Annotated in this window: 19 protein-coding genes; 18 read left to right on the forward strand and 1 reads right to left on the reverse strand. The window is 43.9% G+C overall.

Translation table 11 applies throughout. The annotated features are described in order from the left end of the window. Positions 1 to 297 precede the first annotated feature (297 nt). From alaS to dltD, 12 genes are all read left to right on the forward strand, one after another. Entirely contained in the window at positions 298 to 2,943 is a 2,646-nt protein-coding gene (gene alaS / locus GB992_RS01120) for an alanine--tRNA ligase (RefSeq protein WP_161000905.1), read from the forward strand. A gap of 303 nt (positions 2,944 to 3,246) precedes the next feature. Further along, on the forward strand, positions 3,247 to 3,513 hold the full coding sequence (locus GB992_RS01125) for an IreB family regulatory phosphoprotein (RefSeq protein ID WP_161000870.1): 267 nt from the start codon (positions 3,247 to 3,249) through the stop codon (positions 3,511 to 3,513). Beyond that, complete coding sequence (ruvX, locus tag GB992_RS01130) at positions 3,510 to 3,944, forward strand: Holliday junction resolvase RuvX (RefSeq protein WP_161000871.1); 435 nt, start codon at positions 3,510 to 3,512, stop codon at positions 3,942 to 3,944. Before GB992_RS01125 ends, ruvX begins: the two co-directional genes overlap by 4 nt. Positions 3,945 to 4,025: 81 nt before the next feature. Further along, on the forward strand, positions 4,026 to 4,343 hold the full coding sequence (locus tag GB992_RS01135) for a DUF1292 domain-containing protein (protein ID WP_017261181.1): 318 nt from the start codon (positions 4,026 to 4,028) through the stop codon (positions 4,341 to 4,343). Between the two features lie 108 nt (positions 4,344 to 4,451). Next, a complete protein-coding gene (locus tag GB992_RS01140; RefSeq protein WP_161000872.1) occupies positions 4,452 to 4,979 on the forward strand; it encodes a CvpA family protein in 528 nt (175 codons plus the stop codon). Positions 4,980 to 5,000: 21 nt separating this feature from the next. Beyond that, on the forward strand, positions 5,001 to 7,370 hold the full coding sequence (locus GB992_RS01145) for an endonuclease MutS2 (protein WP_161000906.1): 2,370 nt from the start codon (positions 5,001 to 5,003) through the stop codon (positions 7,368 to 7,370). A gap of 134 nt (positions 7,371 to 7,504) precedes the next feature. Then, positions 7,505 to 7,822, forward strand: coding sequence for a thioredoxin (trxA, locus tag GB992_RS01150; RefSeq protein WP_161000873.1), 318 nt, complete (start codon positions 7,505 to 7,507; stop codon positions 7,820 to 7,822). Between the two features lie 203 nt (positions 7,823 to 8,025). Further along, positions 8,026 to 8,172, forward strand: coding sequence for a teichoic acid D-Ala incorporation-associated protein DltX (locus GB992_RS01155; RefSeq protein WP_017261177.1), 147 nt, complete (start codon positions 8,026 to 8,028; stop codon positions 8,170 to 8,172). A gap of 21 nt (positions 8,173 to 8,193) precedes the next feature. Next, on the forward strand, positions 8,194 to 9,723 hold the full coding sequence (gene dltA / locus GB992_RS01160) for a D-alanine--poly(phosphoribitol) ligase subunit DltA (RefSeq protein WP_161000874.1): 1,530 nt from the start codon (positions 8,194 to 8,196) through the stop codon (positions 9,721 to 9,723). After that, positions 9,720 to 10,928, forward strand: a complete 1,209-nt coding sequence (dltB, locus tag GB992_RS01165) for a D-alanyl-lipoteichoic acid biosynthesis protein DltB (RefSeq protein WP_161000875.1) — start codon at positions 9,720 to 9,722, stop codon at positions 10,926 to 10,928. The genes dltA and dltB overlap by 4 nt, the downstream gene beginning before the upstream one ends. 63 nt (positions 10,929 to 10,991) lie before the next feature. After that, the gene (gene dltC / locus GB992_RS01170; RefSeq protein WP_017261174.1) at positions 10,992 to 11,228 is read left to right on the forward strand and encodes a D-alanine--poly(phosphoribitol) ligase subunit DltC; all 237 of its coding nucleotides are present in this window, start codon (positions 10,992 to 10,994) and stop codon (positions 11,226 to 11,228) included. Positions 11,229 to 11,230: 2 nt separating this feature from the next. Continuing rightward, positions 11,231 to 12,505 carry a D-alanyl-lipoteichoic acid biosynthesis protein DltD gene (dltD, locus tag GB992_RS01175; RefSeq protein ID WP_161000876.1) on the forward strand — a complete coding sequence of 425 codons (1,275 nt, stop codon included), beginning with the start codon at positions 11,231 to 11,233 and terminating at the stop codon, positions 12,503 to 12,505. A gap of 218 nt (positions 12,506 to 12,723) precedes the next feature. Here the strand turns inward: dltD and GB992_RS01180 are convergent, their stop codons facing one another. Next, positions 12,724 to 13,233 (reverse strand): DUF2507 domain-containing protein, encoded by a 510-nt coding sequence (locus tag GB992_RS01180; protein ID WP_161000877.1) that lies wholly within the window; start codon positions 13,231 to 13,233, stop codon positions 12,724 to 12,726. A gap of 192 nt (positions 13,234 to 13,425) precedes the next feature. Between GB992_RS01180 and racE the strand changes: the two genes are divergently transcribed. From racE to GB992_RS01210, 6 genes are all read left to right on the forward strand, one after another. Further along, the gene (gene racE, locus GB992_RS01185; RefSeq protein ID WP_161000878.1) at positions 13,426 to 14,250 is read left to right on the forward strand and encodes a glutamate racemase; all 825 of its coding nucleotides are present in this window, start codon (positions 13,426 to 13,428) and stop codon (positions 14,248 to 14,250) included. A gap of 61 nt (positions 14,251 to 14,311) precedes the next feature. Then, positions 14,312 to 14,914 carry an XTP/dITP diphosphatase gene (locus tag GB992_RS01190; protein ID WP_161000879.1) on the forward strand — a complete coding sequence of 201 codons (603 nt, stop codon included), beginning with the start codon at positions 14,312 to 14,314 and terminating at the stop codon, positions 14,912 to 14,914. Then, positions 14,914 to 15,438, forward strand: a complete 525-nt coding sequence (locus GB992_RS01195; protein ID WP_161000880.1) for a metallophosphoesterase — start codon at positions 14,914 to 14,916, stop codon at positions 15,436 to 15,438. The genes GB992_RS01190 and GB992_RS01195 overlap by 1 nt, the downstream gene beginning before the upstream one ends. A 2-nt stretch (positions 15,439 to 15,440) precedes the next feature. Further along, positions 15,441 to 16,295 (forward strand): aldo/keto reductase, encoded by an 855-nt coding sequence (locus GB992_RS01200; protein WP_161000881.1) that lies wholly within the window; start codon positions 15,441 to 15,443, stop codon positions 16,293 to 16,295. A gap of 93 nt (positions 16,296 to 16,388) precedes the next feature. Next, entirely contained in the window at positions 16,389 to 16,802 is a 414-nt protein-coding gene (locus GB992_RS01205; RefSeq protein WP_161000882.1) for a DUF948 domain-containing protein, read from the forward strand. A 20-nt stretch (positions 16,803 to 16,822) separates the two neighbouring features. Then, entirely contained in the window at positions 16,823 to 17,428 is a 606-nt protein-coding gene (locus GB992_RS01210; protein WP_161000883.1) for a hypothetical protein, read from the forward strand. The last annotated feature ends 116 nt before the right edge of the window (positions 17,429 to 17,544 follow it).

The following is a 17,544-nucleotide window of genomic DNA, read 5'->3' on the forward strand; positions in this document are numbered from 1 at the left end:
TGAAAACAAATTGACATGCTAAGCGTGAATGCTATACTAAAAAACAGTCAAGGATATGCAGCATGAACTTACTTTTAAGCGACGCTCTGGCCGGTGAAAAGGGCGAGGTAAGCGTGACTGTGCTCCCTTGAATAAAATTTGATAAACACTTGTTTTAAAACAAACACGCGACTCAGCGTTATGAGTGAGTGGTTAACGACAACATCGTTGCAAGCAAAGTGGTACCGCGGCCCTTGGCCGTCTTTGCAAGCGGCAGTGTTGTTTTTTGTTTCTGTCACAGGTGATGAAAGGAAAGTCATGAAAGAATTAACAAGTAGCCAAGTTCGGCAAATGTACCTTGATTTTTTTGAACAGCACGGTCATAAAATTATGCCTAGTGCTTCACTAGTTCCTGTGGATGATCCAACTTTGTTATGGATCAACTCTGGTGTTGCAACGATGAAGAAATATTTTGATGGATCCGTTGTGCCTGATAATCCACGGATGACGAGTTCACAAAAGAGTATTCGGACTAATGATATTGAAAACGTTGGTCGGACGGCGCGTCATCACACGTTGTTTGAGATGCTGGGAAACTTTTCCGTGGGCGACTACTTCAAACATGACGCTGTTCACTGGGCTTGGGAACTATTAACCAGCGAACAATGGTTTGATTTCAATCCAGAAAAACTGTACATCACAGTTTATCCAAAGGATACTGACGCTAAGGTAGAGTGGCTTGATGCCGGTGTTAAAGAAGACCATATTGTGGAGGCAGAGGATAATTTCTGGGATATTGGTCAAGGTCCTTCAGGTCCTGACTCAGAAATCTTCTATGATCGTGGTCAAGAGATGAACAATGTTGCCGAGGATGATCCAGAAAATTATCCCGGTGGTGAAAATGAACGTTACCTAGAGATTTGGAACATTGTGTTCTCACAGTTTAACCACACACCGGATGGTACTTACGAACCATTGCCGCATAAAAACATTGATACGGGGATGGGATTGGAACGGGTTGTTTCTGTGTTCCAACATGCCCGGACCAACTTTGAAACGGATTTGTTTTTACCAATCATTCGGGCGACAGAACAGCTTTCTGATGGTAAAAAGTATGAGTCTAACAAGACTGACGACGTTTCCTTCAAAATTATTGCTGACCACGCTCGGGCAGTTACGTTTGCTATCGGTGACGGCGCATTACCATCAAATGAAGGCCGTGGCTATGTCATTCGTCGATTGATTCGTCGGGCCATTTTGAATGGTAAAAAGTTAGGTATTAACGAAGCCTTTCTATACAAGCTTGTGCCAGTTGTTGGCGAAATTATGAAGAGTCATTACCCAGCTGTTCTGGAACAAGCTGATTATATTGCCGGCGTCATTCATTCTGAGGAAGATCGGTTCAATGTGACCTTGGACACTGGTTTATCGTTGTTGAATGATACGATTGCTGCAACCAAGGCTGCTGGAAAAACGCAGTTAGACGGGGCAGAAGCCTTTAAGTTATTTGATACTTACGGTTTCCCCGTTGAATTGACCACCGAATATGCAGGCGATGAAGGCTTAGGCGTTGATCAAGAAGGCTTTAAGAGCGAAATGGAAAAGCAGCGTGCCCGGGCTCGTAATGCGCGTTCATCAGCTAAATCAATGGGTGTTCAGCGTGCCTTGTTAACGGATATTAAGTCAGTTAGCAAGTACGTGGGCTATAACCAGTTAACGGTTGAAAATGCTAAGTTGCTTGATATTATTGTTGATGAAAAATTAGTCGATCAGGCCGATGAAAATGCTGACAGTGCCGAAGTTATCTTTGATATGACACCGTTCTATGCCGAAATGGGTGGTCAGGTTGCCGATACTGGCAGTATTGTTGATGAGGCTGGACATCAAGTAGCTAAAGTTACGGATGTTCAACATGCACCAAACGGTCAGAACTTGCATACAGTGAAGGTGACTGGCAAGCTGGTTAAAGGCGCAACTTATACGTTAACGGTAGATGCTGCACGACACAGCAAGATCGAAAAAAATCATACGGCTACCCACTTGTTAGACCAGTCACTGCGTAACGTACTGGGAACGCATACTGCTCAGGCAGGTTCATTGGTTGAACCGCATTACTTGAGGTTTGATTTTACACACTTTGGTCAAGTTACCAGTGAAGATCTGCATAAGGTTGAACAGATGGTTAATGACCAAATCTTTGCTGAAATCCCTGTAAAAACTGTGGAAACCGACATCGAAACGGCCAAGAAGATGGGCGCTATTGCCATGTTCTCTGAAAAGTATGGCAAACGGGTGCGGGTTGTTTCTGTTGGTGACTTCAACACAGAATTCTGTGGTGGCGACCATGTTTCAAATACAAACGAGCTGGGCTTATTCAAGATTGTGTCAGAAACTGGTGTTGGTGCAGGTGTGCGCCGGATCGAGGCTGTCACAGCTGGAGATGCCTTTAAGTTCTTAAACGATGAAGAAAACTTGTTGAGCCAAACTGCTGCATTGGTTAAGGCACCACAACTAAAGGAAGTGCCACATCGTGTTGAAGCACTTCAGGGTGAAGTCAAACAACTTGAAAGCGATCAGCGCGCATTGCAAGCTAAGATGGCTGCCCAACAAGCTGCTAGTGCATTTGACAATATTGAAACTGTCAACGGAACAACCCTAATTGCTCAGCAGGTTAGCGTTGCTGGCATGGGTCAATTACGGCAACTAGCCGATGATTGGAAACAAAAGTTACCTTCAGATGTGCTTGTATTGGCAACTGCCAGTGAAGGTAAAGCCAGCTTGTTAGTGGCAATGGCACCGGATCAGGTTAAGGTCGGTCGCAAAGCGGGTGATCTTATCAAGGCGATTGCGCCAGCGATTAATGGTGGTGGCGGTGGCCGTCCTGACATGGCTCAGGCCGGTGGCAAGAACCCAGATGGTATTAGCGAAGCTTTGGCTCAGGCCAAGACTTGGTTGGAAAAATAATAAATTAAAGTATTGGCTCACTCAAAGTTACTTGTGTAATTAAGCGTAACTAATGGTGTTATTGATCATAATGTGTTTATTGAAAACGGAAATTAACGGTGAAATCATCGTTAGTTTCTGTTTTTGTTTCAGTTTGGGGCTGTTTATTTGACAATACGGTTACAATGGGCTGGATAATTGTTATTTGGCTAATGTTTCAGTAGAATAGTTATTAATCGGAGTGTGTAGATTTTAAGGCTCACGGTAATGGTCTGTAACTGCACGCGGAAGTCCGTTGGGTTGATTGACCATGGAGGGATACAGATGAGTACGACAGATAAAACCATGTTCTTTGATTTTAATAATCAGCAACAAAAAGACGTGCATGATACGTTAACAACGGTGTATGCTGCACTTGAAGAAAAGGGCTATAACCCGATCAATCAGATTGTCGGATACTTGTTATCGGGGGATCCAGCATACATTCCGCGTTTGAATGATGCTCGCAATTTGATTCGGAAGCATGAGCGCGACGAAATTATTGAAGAACTAGTACGTTCATATTTAAAGGCGGATAACAACAATAAATGAAATTAATGGGATTAGATGTTGGTTCACGCACCGTGGGTGTTGCAGTCAGTGACGCTTTTGGTTGGACCGCGCAAGGTGTTGAAATTGTCCGCATCAATGAAGATGAGGGTGAATTCGGTTTAGATCGAATTGAAGCGTTGGTCAAGGCTCATGGGACACAGGGCTTTGTGCTGGGATTACCGAAAAATATGAACAACACGCTTGGACCACGTGTGGCGGCGTCGCAGCATTATGGTGAGTTACTCACTGAGCGTTTTCACCAACCGGTTGACTTTGTCGATGAACGGTTGACAACGGTTGAGGCAGAACGAATGCTCGTTGAACAAGCAGATACCTCACGTAAAAAGCGTAAACAAGTAATCGATAAGTTAGCTGCTGCTCTAATTTTGCAGAATTATTTAGACGGTCATGGTAAACTGACACAGGCATGATTGTCGGATGTCTAAGGTGACAATCAGTCGTTTAATTTTGTAAAAATTCTTCATATCGCAATAAAGAAAGTAGGAACCAAAATGGCAGAAACAAAACACAGTGGTGCAGAAGACAACGACGAACAACAAATTACATTAGTTGACGATAATGGCAATGAGACACTTTACAATGTTTTATTTACGTTTAAGTCAGACGATTATGGCAAATCATACATTTTACTTTATCCAGCCAGCGCGGCAGATGATGAAGAAGTGGACATTCAGGCATATGCATTTGATCCTGAGGAAGATGGTTCTACAGAAGGCGAACTATCACCGATTGAGAATGACGACGAATGGGACATGGTTGAGGAAATGTTAAATACTTTCCTCGATGATGACTCAAACATGTCGAATTAACTTGTAACTGACTTGTGTTTAATGACGGCGCTGTATTCCTATTCATGAGGAGTGCAGCGCTGCTTGCGTTAACTGACTTAAATCTAGAAATAGGTGGAGCGTAACAGTATGGTGTTATCGTTAATTGTTATATTATTACTGCTTATCGCGTTGGGCAGAGGGTATCGGCGTGGTTTTGTCGTTGAAGTTGCCACGACAGTTGGCTATGTGTTTGTCATTATCATTGTCAAACTATTAACGCCAACAGTGGCGGGTTGGCTGGCCCATTTGTTGCCGATGAATCATCAACCAACCGCTAATGATCAGCTATTGAATAGCCACGTAAATCATTTTTGGTCCGCCGGTTTGGCCTTTTGGCTATTGATGATTGTTGGTTTGCTTCTTCTTCGCTGGTTAACGCGATCGTTAAAATTATTTACCAATATCCCGGTGATTCACGGTATCAACGCCCTGAGTGGTGCGTTGATTGCCGGGTTACTGATGTATGTATTAATCTTTTTTGGTCTCGCAATTGCTTCTGTCTGGCCGGCAGTATGGATACATGATCAATTATTACATTCACCAGTAAGTCACTGGATTTTGCACCAAACACCACTGCTGTCAGAAAAGATCTTTCAATGGTGGCTGACTCGGTAGAAAAGGACTGAATATAAATTGATGAATAAACGTGGGCTCACAACCCTCGAATTTGATAAAGTAAAAGAAAAAATGACCGGTATGTTAAGCTCGCCGATTGGTCATAGAGAGCTTGCTGAATTACAGCCGGCAACGGATCCCAGTATCATTCAGCGACGTTTGGACGAAACAAAGGATGCCACGGACATTCTTAGGCTTAAAGGCGGTATTCCGTTGCCAGAACTGGCTGATTTGACCCCGCACATGAAACGATTGGCCATTGACGCGGCCCTAAACGGAACTGAATTAGCTGCAGTTGGTCGTGTTTTGCAAACTGCAATGAGCGTCAGAACTTTCTTCAGTCAATTGGCGGAGGACGGAACTGAGCTGCGACAACTCAATGAGACGGCCAAACAAATTGTTGCATTGCCTGACCTAACGCGTCAGTTAAACACTGCGATTGAGCCAGATGGTCGGGTTAGTGATGCTGCAAGTGAGGAACTGGCCGCAATTCGTCGCCGCATTAAGAGCACCGAAGACCTAATTCGGTCTCGTATGCAAAATTACGTTCGTGGCAAGCAGGCCCGGTATTTGAGTGAGCCAATTATCACGATGCGTAATGATCGTTACGTTGTTCCGGTCAAAACAGAGTATCGCGGACGTTTGGGCGGTGTCGTTCATGATGAAAGTCAATCCGGTCAAACCTTATATATTGAACCAGAAGATGTGGTGGACTTAAACAATCGTTTGCGACAGAGCCAGGTTCAGGAACGTAATGAAGAGGCCCGTATTTTACAAGAATTATCGGCCGTGCTAACACCACACCGTGAAGATATCTTGGCAAATGCGGATGTGTTGGGACATCTAGATTTTGTAAATGCTAAGGCCCGTTATGCGCATCAATTAAATGCGACAGAGCCACAATTGAGCATAGATGGACACATTAACTTAAGGCAAGCACGGCATCCATTATTAGATCCTGAAACAGCCGTACCTAATGACATCACACTTGGCGACGATTACGATGCGATCATTATCACCGGACCTAATACAGGCGGTAAAACGATTACTTTGAAAACATTGGGACTAAGCCAATTAATGGCGCAATCCGGCCTATTTATTCCGGCATTTGAGGGAAGTCATGTCGCTGTGTTTGACAATGTTTTTGCTGATATTGGTGACGAGCAGTCCATTGAACAGTCGCTAAGTACGTTTAGCTCGCATATGGACAATTTGATTCAGATACTAAATCAAGCAACGTCAAACAGTTTAGTGTTGGTAGACGAAATCGGCGCCGGGACGGATCCTAAAGAAGGCGCCGCGCTAGCGATTGCTATCCTAGATGCATTTGGAACGATTGGCGCGGACGTGGTGGCCACTACCCACTATCCTGAATTAAAGGCTTATGGCTATGATCGGCCACGGACAACGAATGCTAGCATGGAGTTTGACGCGGAGACATTACAGCCAACTTATCGGTTACTATTAGGCATTCCAGGACGTTCAAATGCATTGGAAATTTCGCAGCGATTAGGATTGCGTTCAGATATTATCGCGGCGGCGCGTGAGTTGACGAGTCAAGATAGCCAAGATTTGAATGCGATGATTGGGGATCTTGTTGCCCAACGTAAACAAGCTACGGATGAGGCAGCTGCGTTGGCTGAACAATTAGCTGACGCGACAAAGTTACAGACCGAGTTGACTGCTCAATTTGATCGATTCACGGAGCAAAAAACGCATCAGCTGGATGTGGCAAAACAAGAAGCAAATCACATTGTGGCAGATGCCAAGAAACAGTCCGACAAGATCATTCATCACCTGCGTCAAATGGAAGTGAAGCAGGGAGCTGGCGTTCGCGAGAACGAGCTCATTGACGCCCAAGGAAAGCTTAATGCGTTGAGACAAGATCCGTCACTGGCTAACAATAAAGTATTGGCACGTGCGAGAAAAAAGCATACGTTCCATCCTGGGGATGCTGTGGTAGTCAAATCTTATGGCCAACATGGGACGATCAATCGTCAATTGAGTGCGCATGAATGGGAAGTTCAAATGGGTGCGCTTAAGATGAAAGTAGACGATTCAGATCTTGAAAAGTCTAATGAACCAACCGCCAATGAAAAGGAACAACGTGCCAGCCGTACAGCAGTTCATAGTAATATCGGTGCACGCGCGCAGGCACAATTAGACTTGCGGGGTCACCGTTACGATGCCGCAATGAGTGAAGTGGATCGCTTTATCGATTCAGCGTTGTTGGCTAATCTTGGTGAGGTGACGATTGTCCATGGTAAAGGAACTGGTGCACTGCGCCAAGGAGTAACAGAGTATTTGCGGTCTAATCCGCGGGTCAAAAGCTTTGGTTTTGCACCAGCAAACGCCGGTGGTGATGGCGCAACCGTTGTCAAACTTGGTTAGTGAAGACAACTAAAGGCGTATTGACTGCGTGAAGTGGTCAGTTTGTAGAGATAAGCAAAAGAATTGCGTGTTCCCCAAAAAAGAGTACACTGTGTTTACGTACAAAAAGTTAGTGAACGGGAGGCTGAATGTTTATGGCAGTTAATGTAACAACAGACAAAACCTATGAGGCAGACACTAATAAAGGTGTTGCGGTAACCGATTTCTGGGCAACTTGGTGTGGACCATGTAAAATGCAATCACCAGTTGTGGAACAATTAGCAGACGAGATGGGTGATAAAGTTTCGTTTACAAAGATGGATGTGGATGAAAATCCTGACACACCATCAAAATTTGGAATCATGGGGATTCCAACGTTAATCGTCAAGAAAGACGGCAATGTTGTGGACACACTCGTGGGTTACCACACAAAGGAACAAATTCAAAAGACGCTAGCACAGTACATGGCGTAGATTCTCGCGTAATGTTCGCAAAGTGAGAATTTAGTGAGACTCCGACCACATCGTTATGTGGTTAGGGTCTTTTTTTGTGTTTTCTGGTATGCTAGTCGATGTACCAAAATAGAGCCAGTCTAGTTTAAGACTTTTTTTAACAATGAATGGGGTCAAAATCGTTATACTGGAGATATTGGTACAAAGTGGAGGACAGAGAAAATATGGCAAAGTTTAAAATATGGCTGAATCAGCCATGGGTCACATTTGTCTTACGGACTGCTTTTTATTTCGTGATTTTGTTATTGTTGATCTACTTATACAGTTACTCTGGCTTGAATCAGAGTAAGTTCATCTATAACGAATTCTAGAACGTGGGATGGAGGGAAATTATGATTGATAATATGATTACCACGATCGATAACTGGGCAGCAACGACCCCTGATGCCATTGTTTACAATGACATGGGGGAGACGCATACATATGCACAATTAAAACGTGCATCAGACGCCATTGCTGCCTATTTGGACGGACTCAATCTACCTGCTAAATCACCGATTATCGTTTTCGGTGGTCAACAGTTTGCAATGATTGCCAGTTTTTTGGGCGCCGTTAAGGCTGGGCATGCGTACATTCCGGTGGATAAACATTCACCTAATGATCGGTTAACGATGATTGAGGATATTGCGCATCCAGCTGCAGTGATTGCTGTTGATGCATTGCCAGTGGATGTTGGCGAACAACCTGTACTGACAGGTGATACGTTAAGTGACTTGCTCAGTGCACAAACTACAACTTACCAGTTGGCTCATCCTGTGGATGGTGATGACAATTACTACATTATCTTCACGTCAGGAACAACGGGAAAGCCCAAGGGTGTGCAAATCAGTCACACCAATTTGCTCAGTTATACAAACTGGATGCTTAGCGACGATTTTAAGCTGGCTCAAAATCCAGTAACGTTGGCACAGCCGCCATATTCGTTTGATTTATCCGTTATGGATTGGGCACCAACACTGGCTCTGGGTGGTACTTTAATGGCACTGCCAAAACAGGTGACGGATAATTTCAAACAGTTGTTTGAAACATTGCCGACAATGAACTTGAATGTGTTTGTCTCGACGCCATCGTTTGCTGACATTTGTCTGTTAGAACCGACATTTGACGAACAGCATTTGCCAGATTTGAGTCACTTTCTGTTTTGTGGTGAAGAGCTGACTGTTTCTACTGCGAAAAATTTACGGGCGCGCTTTCCGCATGCGCACATTTTCAACACTTATGGGCCAACTGAAACGACAGTTGCCGTTACTGGCGTTGAAATAACCGATGCGCTGATCGAAAAAGGGCGTTTGCCAATTGGCACGGTTAAGTCTGACACCCAGATTCGCATCGTCGATGATGAAAACAAGACATTGCCTGCTGGTACGAACGGCGAAATCATTATTAGTGGACCAAGTGTTTCTAAGGGTTATCTTAATAACCCAGAAAAAACTGAAAAAGCATTCTTTACAGAAGATGGTCGCTCAGCCTATCATTCTGGTGATCTTGGCTTTCTTGATGAAGACGGCATGTTGCATTACTTAGGTCGCATAGACTTTCAAATCAAATTACATGGCTACCGAATCGAACTGGAAGAGGTTAATCATTATCTTGACGCCAATAAGTGGATCAAACAGGCTGTGGCAGTGCCAAAGTATGATAACAACCACAAAGTGAGTCAAATGTGGGCGTACATTGTCCCGAATTCAAAGGACGACTTTAAGAACGATCTTCAACGAACAACGGCGATTAAACAGGAACTGAAAGATGTCATGATGGATTATATGGTTCCTAACCGTTTTGTGTACAAGGACAGCCTGCCATTGACAGCAAACGGGAAGGTCGACATTAAATCGATTATTGCCGAGGTGAACCCTGCATGATTAATTTAGAGCCATATGGGAATCCCCAATACTTTGTTTATCTGCTGATTGGGTTAATCCCGCTAATGATCGGTTTGTACCATGGTCATCGCTGGCGTTGGTACCAAAGTGCCGTGTCGCTTGTTTTTATCTTTTTGATGTTTGATAGTCAGAAGTGGCAACAAGGTGTGGCACTGATTGGCTTCGTGATTTGGGAGTGGCTCATGGTCGGCGGTTATATGGCCTATCGTAAAAAAGCCAATAATCGGTGGATCTTTTACGGCGCATTTTTATTGAGTATTGTGCCATTGCTGTTTGTTAAAATTACGCCCGCCATCAATCCTGGACATACTTCTTTATTTGGATTTTTGGGGATTAGCTATTTAACCTTTAGGTCAGTTGGGATGATCATGGAAATGCGGGATGGCATTATTAAAGAATTCCATCCGATGCTGTTTCTTGAGTTCTTACTGTTTATGCCAACCATTTCGTCGGGACCAATTGATCGGTACAGACGTTGGCTTGATGATTATCAAAAAGTTCCCGATCGTGAAAAATATGTTGGCATGATTGAAAAGGCCGTGCATTACATTTTCTTGGGCTTTATGTATAAGTTTTTATTAGCCTATTTATTTGGTACCATGCTTGTACCAAAGCTGGAAATGTTAACGTTGCGCTACGGTGGAACAGGCTTCTCATGGCCATTAGTTGGGGTAATGTACGCATGGTCAATGTATTTGTTCTTTGATTTTGCCGGATATTCATTATTCGCTGTTGCCATCTCATATTTGATGGGCATCGAAACACCGATGAACTTTAACCGGCCATTCAAGTCTCATAACTTGAAGGATTTCTGGAATCGTTGGCACATGACGCTATCATTCTGGTTTCGTGATTTTGTCTTCATGCGATTAGTTTTTGCCATGATGAAAAACAAGATTTTTAAGAGCCGGGTAACGGTCAGCAATGTTGCCTATATTTTTAACATGTTAATCATGGGGTTCTGGCATGGGGTAACTTGGTATTACATTGCTTATGGGTTACTACATGGTGTCGGACTAGTCGTCAACGATTGGTGGCTACGCTTTAAGAAGAAGCATCGTGAGAGTATTCCGCACAATAAACTGACGGAAGCATTTGCGATTTTTCTGACGTTCAACTTCGTTTGTTTTAGTTTCTTGCTCTTCTCTGGATTCTTGAGCAAACTTTGGTTCGGTCATTATTAAACCAAGTGATTTAATTTAGTAACACGTTGTTATTGCTAGCTAATTACAGGAGGAAAACTAATTATGGATGTTAAAGAAACGGTTATTTCAATTTTGAACGACTTAACAGGGAACGATGTTTCGGAAGATATGGACACAAACTTATTTGATTCTGGTTTGATGGATTCAATGGGTTCAGTTCAGTTGTTACTCGAATTACAAAGTCAGTTAGGTGTTAACGTACCTGTATCTGAATTTGTTCGTAGCGAATGGGACACACCTAACAAAATTGTGACTAAGGTGGAAGGACTTGTAGACTAATCATGAATTCCTCGAAACGACTTTGGTTGATTATCGGCCCGGTCATTACGGCATTCATCATTTTACTTTTGCTATTACTTTCGCCAATTAACTTTGCTCACAACTCGGCGGAAACGGAGCGTCGTGCGGCGGTTTCATTAGCACCACAAGTTTTTAAGGGCCGTCAGATTAAAAAGCAGGCGTTGGCTGGTAAGTACGTGCCATTTTTTGGCTCTAGTGAGCTGTCACGGATGGATCCATTGCATCCATCTGTTTTGGCGCAAAAGTATCACCGTAATTACCGTCCGTTTTTGCTCGGTGCGGCCGGTACACAATCGTTAACACAGTATTATTCGATGCAAACGATTGACACTCAGATGAAAAATAAAAAAGCAGTGTTTATTATTTCTCCTCAGTGGTTTGTGCCACAGGGTGCCCGTCCGGATGCTTTTGGATTCTACTATTCCAAGCTTCAGACCGTCGATTGGCTCCAACAAATTCAGAATACGAAAATGAATCGGTATGCAGCCCAAAGATTGTTAGAGATGCCTTCCGGTCATTCAGACCATGCAATTGCTCAAATGTTACGTAAAGTGGCTAAGGGCAAGCCGTTATCAAATTACAATCGTCTTCAATTATCCGTTAGTGCTTTGATTTTATCTCATGAAGATCAACTTTTCTCCGATTATCGTTTAGGGCATAACTTGAGTAAGATTGATAAAGGCGTCAAGCAATTGCCAGATTCCCAAAGTTATGCTGCACTCGACAAAACGGCAACCACGTTGGGTAAAGAGAACACAACCAATAATTCACTGGGTATCAAGAATAGTTTTTACAGTAATCGTTTACGTGGTCATGTTGCAGAGCTAAAGGGTGAACAGGCTAAGTTTGATTACCGAAAATCTCCTGAATACAGTGATTTTGAGCTGGTACTGAATCAGTTCGCACAAACGCATACGGATGTCCTGTTCATCTTGCCACCAATCAATGAGCGGTGGGCCAAATATACGGGACTGAATCGTGAGATGATCGACCAAACGAACAATAAGATCAAGCAGCAATTGTCCTCACAAGGCTTCAATAATGTGCTGGATTTGAGCCAGGATGGCGGTCAACCATACTTTATGGAAGACACGATTCACTTAGGCTGGCGTGGTTGGGTTGCTGTGGATGAGGGTGTTCGTCCATTCATGGCTAACAAACAGGCTAAACCGAAGTATCACATCAATACACGTTACTACTCAAAAGACTGGCAACAGTTGGATCCAACAGCACAAAATTTGACCAGCTTTAAGTAGTTAGGGTTTTGTGTGAGTAATGCGCATTTTGATGTTTTAAAAGTATTTTTAGACTAAAGTAATTAGTCGTAAAAAAACACTTCAGTCCATAATGGATTTGAAGTGTTTTTTCGTACATAGATGCCAGCTGACATCGTTTTTGAATTATTAAATCATAAAAAAGTAATCTTAAATCATGGGCAATAGAGGCACATGTGGCAGGCACTTTGAGTTCACAGTTATTTTGACTGTTCCGCGTTAGTGGTATTTTCACTATTGATCTTTAAGCTCGGTACTCTGGCAGCAACTTCACCGACGATGTTTTTTGGATCACTCTGAATGATAAACGTCACATGGTCTTTATGAATTTCATCAACGGTGCCTTCAGTGGCAGCACCAGTAATGATCTCGATTTCTTGGGCGAGAAAACCGGCCTCAAAGTCGAAACTTGCTTCCGGATAGGCAGCTAACCGATGACTGACTGCTGGACCGTTTAGTTCAAAACGTTGTTGTTTGCGACCACCGTGGGTTTGAACCAGCCGACCAAAATTAAGTTGTGTGAACAAAGTGGTAATGGCCTGTTCTTCTGAAAGAGGATTTTGACGCGCCATTTGGCGACCAATCCAATAAAGAATGGTGAGCTGATCACTCCCCAGAATAGCGGGAAGCACTTCATCGCGTATGAAGCCAGCGCCGAGTGCAGACACTGCGGGCTGTTGTAAAAGTTTATTATAGGTTGATTGGTCCATGACTGGTCTCCTTAAAATACATAATTACCTTAATTATAGCCTTGCGGCGGCAAACTTTCATCCGTCAAAAAAGACTGGACAGAAGTTTTCAGACTGCATGCTTGAAAAAGACCACAGAAAGCGTCATGCTATAGTTTCAAGTTTTTTAGAGAACGGCAAAAGGTACGAAAACATAAAGGGGCGTTTGTCATTATGGTTGAAATGGATAAAACTCGGTTGCGGGCAGATTTGCCAATTGGCTTTTTAGATTCTGGTGTCGGCGGTTTAACGGTGGTTAAGCAAGCGTTACGTCAATTGCCCAACGAGACGATCCGCTTTATTGGTGATCAAGCTCGATTGCCTTATGGGCCACGACCCGCTGAACAGGTTGTCGATTTTACTTGGCAGATGGTTCATTTTCTGGAAAAGCAAGGCATTAAAATGCTGGTCATTGCTTGCAATACCGCAACCGCTGCCGCACTACCAGATCTGCAAAAGAAAATGACGATTCCCGTTATTGGTGTGATTAATCCAGGTTCCAAGGCGGCCATCAAGGCTTCCAAAAACGGCCATATTGGGGTTATTGCGACAGAGGGAACAGTCAAGAGTGGTTCCTATGCACGTGCGATTCATGCGCAGAATGCTACGGTTGATGTGCAGAGTGTTGCCTGCCCGAAGTTTGTCACACTTGTTGAAAGCAATGAATACCAGGCACCGATTGCAAAACAAATCGTGGCACAGGGGCTACAACCATTTGCAAATAGCAAAATCGACACGCTCGTCATGGGGTGTACGCATTATCCGTTGTTACGGCCGCTGATTCAAAACGTCATGGGGAGTAATGTAACCTTGATTGACTCCGGAGCAGAAACTGTCAACGTGGTGGCTCAGTTGCTTGATGTTTACCACATGGCCGCTAAGGAAAAGGTTGGCGAAGATCACTACTTTACCACTGGTTCGCCAGCAATGTTCAAAACGATCGCGATGCAGTGGCTTGAATTATCGGGAATGAATGTGGATAAAGCGGTCATTGATTGAAATTTTTACTGAAAATGGTCATTATTAAGGGTGTAAGACAATAACAAGGTGGAGGCTAGTTATGGCAGATACAATTGTAATTGCAACTCAAAATGAAGGTAAGGCTGCGGAATACCGCAAACGGTTTGCAACACTGGGAATTAAAGTACTAACGCTCAAGGATTTTCCTGGTGTGACTATGCCGCCAGAAAATGGTAGTTCGTTTGCTGAAAACGCTCAAATTAAGGCGGACGCGCTGGCAAAGACGGTCGAATTGCCGATTATTGCGGACGATTCTGGTCTCCAGGTCGATGCGCTAAATGGTGAACCTGGTATCCGCTCAGCTCGTTATGCTGGCAACCACGATGATGAGGCAAACAACCGTAAGCTTTTGGCAGCCATGGACAAGGTGCCTGATGATGAACGCACGGCTAATTTTCACACGACGATTGTGGCCGTTAAGCCAAATGGTAAACGGTTGTTTGTTAGTGGAGATGTGCGTGGCACAATTCTACGTGAGGCGCGTGGTAAAGATGGGTTTGGTTATGACCCACTATTTTACGTGGCTTCAAAGAAAAAGACCTTTGCTCAGATGAATATGGATGAAAAAAACGAGATTAGTCATCGTGGCAAAGCAATGGATTCACTGATGGCACAATTTCCAATTTGGTGGCGTGAAGACTGATGAAATTACTAGTGGTAAGTGACAGTCATGGTGATCGAGACATTTTGGTAACCCTTGCAGATCAATTTAAAGGCCAAGTGGATGCTTATTTTCACTGTGGTGATTCTGAATTGCCTGCGGACGATCCGTTATGGGAAACTTATCATGTGGTCGGCGGGAATATGGATTTTGATGCTTCATATCCTGTTTCACAGACGGTTGCCGTGGATGACAAAAGGATTTTCTTGACCCATGGTCACCGTTACGGAATCAAACAAGATTTAACGCGACTGGCTCTGGCCGCACGGGAAGCAAAGGCAAACTTTGCTTTTTTTGGACACTCGCATGAATTGGGCGTGGTTGAAACGTCTGGGATTATTTTCTTGAATCCTGGCAGTATTAGTCAGCCACGTGGTCAATATGCCAGTCTAGGCGGCACGTTTGCACTCGTCACGTCGACTGGTGATCAAACGACGATTGAGTTTTGCACGCGAGATGGACGTACCGTTCCAGAATTAACTGTTACTTATGGAGGAAAAGGCTAAGCATGGTAGCAAAAACATTTAAGTTTGATGACGAATTAGAAGTTAATCGACTGGGGTACGGCACGATGCAGTTGCCAGGAAAGGGCGTTTGGGGACCAAATGCGGATCCTAAGGCTGCGGTTGATGTGATGGATGCTGTTCTTAACAGTGATGTTAATTTCATTGATACGGCCGATGCTTATGGGCCATTGTTTGCTAATGACTATGTTAGGCAAGCTTTGCAGGATTATGAAGGTGCCCATAAAATGATTGCCACCAAGGTTGGCTTTACCAGGCAAGGACCAGATGTTTGGACGCCGCTTGGCAATCCCGATTATCTCCGCCAACAAGTTGAAATAAATCTTTTTTCATTGGGATTAGATAGTCTTGATTTGATTCAGTTGCATCGAATTGATCCGCACTATCCATTAGCTGACCAAGTCGGCGTGCTGGCCGATATGAAAAAAGAGGGTAAGGTTAAACATATTGGGTTAAGTCAGGTCACGATTGATGATATTGAAGCAGCTCAAAAGATTACGCCGATTGCATCAGTTCAGAATCGCTATAATTTAACGGATAGACATGATGAAGACGTCTTGAACTACGCTGATCAGCATCATATCGCTTTTATTCCGTGGTATCCATTGGCAACGGGGCATCTTGCCACCGCCACTGGTCCATTGGCCGATATTGCGAAGGCACATCGCGCAACGCCGGCACAAATAGCATTGGCATGGCTATTACATCGTTCAGAAGTGATTCTACCAATTCCTGGGACTAGCAATGTCAATCACTTCTTTAGCAACACCGCTGCTTCGAGAATTGCATTATCGGCTGAAGAAATGACTCAGCTCACAAACTTGAGTGACGCAGAATAATGATTGACGAATGAAAACGGTTTTGTGCGTTTGCGGTTTATGGTATGCTGATGCTAAGTACATGATTCATTATGAAAAGTTGGAGGAAAAATTATGACAGGTGGCGTAATTGCAGCAATTGCATTCTTGATTTTGGCAATCTTTATTAGCATTTTTCTGATGGTATTATTGCGGACATTTCACGAAGTTAACCAGAGTGTCGCGGTTATCCGCAGTTCTGTGGATGTTTTGTCCAAGCAGGTAGAAGACATTCTTGGTAATGCAAACGAACTGTTAGATGATGTGAACCACAAGGTTGCAACAGTGGATCCAGTCTTTCAGGCTGCTGCTGATTTAGGTGAAAGTGTCTCAGACTTAAATAACGCAACACGTGATCTGACCACACGGGTTACCAGCACTGGTAAAAACGCAGGCAAGGTGGGCGTTGCTACTAAGGCTGCCAACTCTGTTTATAAGATGTATCGAAACCATCAAACAAAAAAGCAGTCTCGAACAACGAATAAATAACGTGAAAGAAGGACGACAAAATGGCTAAAGGTTTTTGGTTAGGACTAGTGTTAGGCGGTGCCGCAGCTTATGCTGGGTATCGTTCGTTATCACAGGAACAACGCGATAAATTACGTGAAGAAGCAACAGAACGCTATCAGGCGGTCCGTGACCGGGCTGTTGATTATGCATTTTACGCTGCCGACGCAGTGGACGATGCCAAAGAATCATTGAAAGACTACACGGAATCGGCTAATGAATCAGCACATGATTTTGCCGGTTCATTAGGTGATCGTGGGGCTTCATTCCGTGACCGTTTCCGTCAGAAGCATGACGACTTTGATGATGAGACGGCTTCATTGCGGGACGAACTGAACGGTGTTAATGACGAAGATGATGATGACGATAGCGACGACATTGTGATTACAGCTGATAGTAAATTAACTTCGGAAGCTTCTGCGGCTGAGGCCAGTGCACAATCAGCTACAGACAAAGTTGCTAGTGCCGCAAAGTCCACGGCTAGCTCCGCTAAGTCACTCGCCAGCGCTGCGCAAAGCAAGGCAAGCCAAACAGGCTCAGCTGCTAAGTCAGCTACTTCAACAGCAAAAAGTGCTGCTGACAGCGCCAGTGATAAAACCAAAAAATAACTAGTGTTGATATTTGGTAGATTGTAAAATTAATCCGAACGCTGTTCGGACAAAAAAGATCAGCTTCCTTTAAAATGGTGTTTACCACAAACCCATCTTTTAGGAGCTGATCTTTT

Source organism: Furfurilactobacillus milii (genome assembly GCF_009863985.1).
Taxonomy (GTDB): Bacteria; Bacillota; Bacilli; order Lactobacillales; family Lactobacillaceae; genus Furfurilactobacillus; species Furfurilactobacillus milii_A.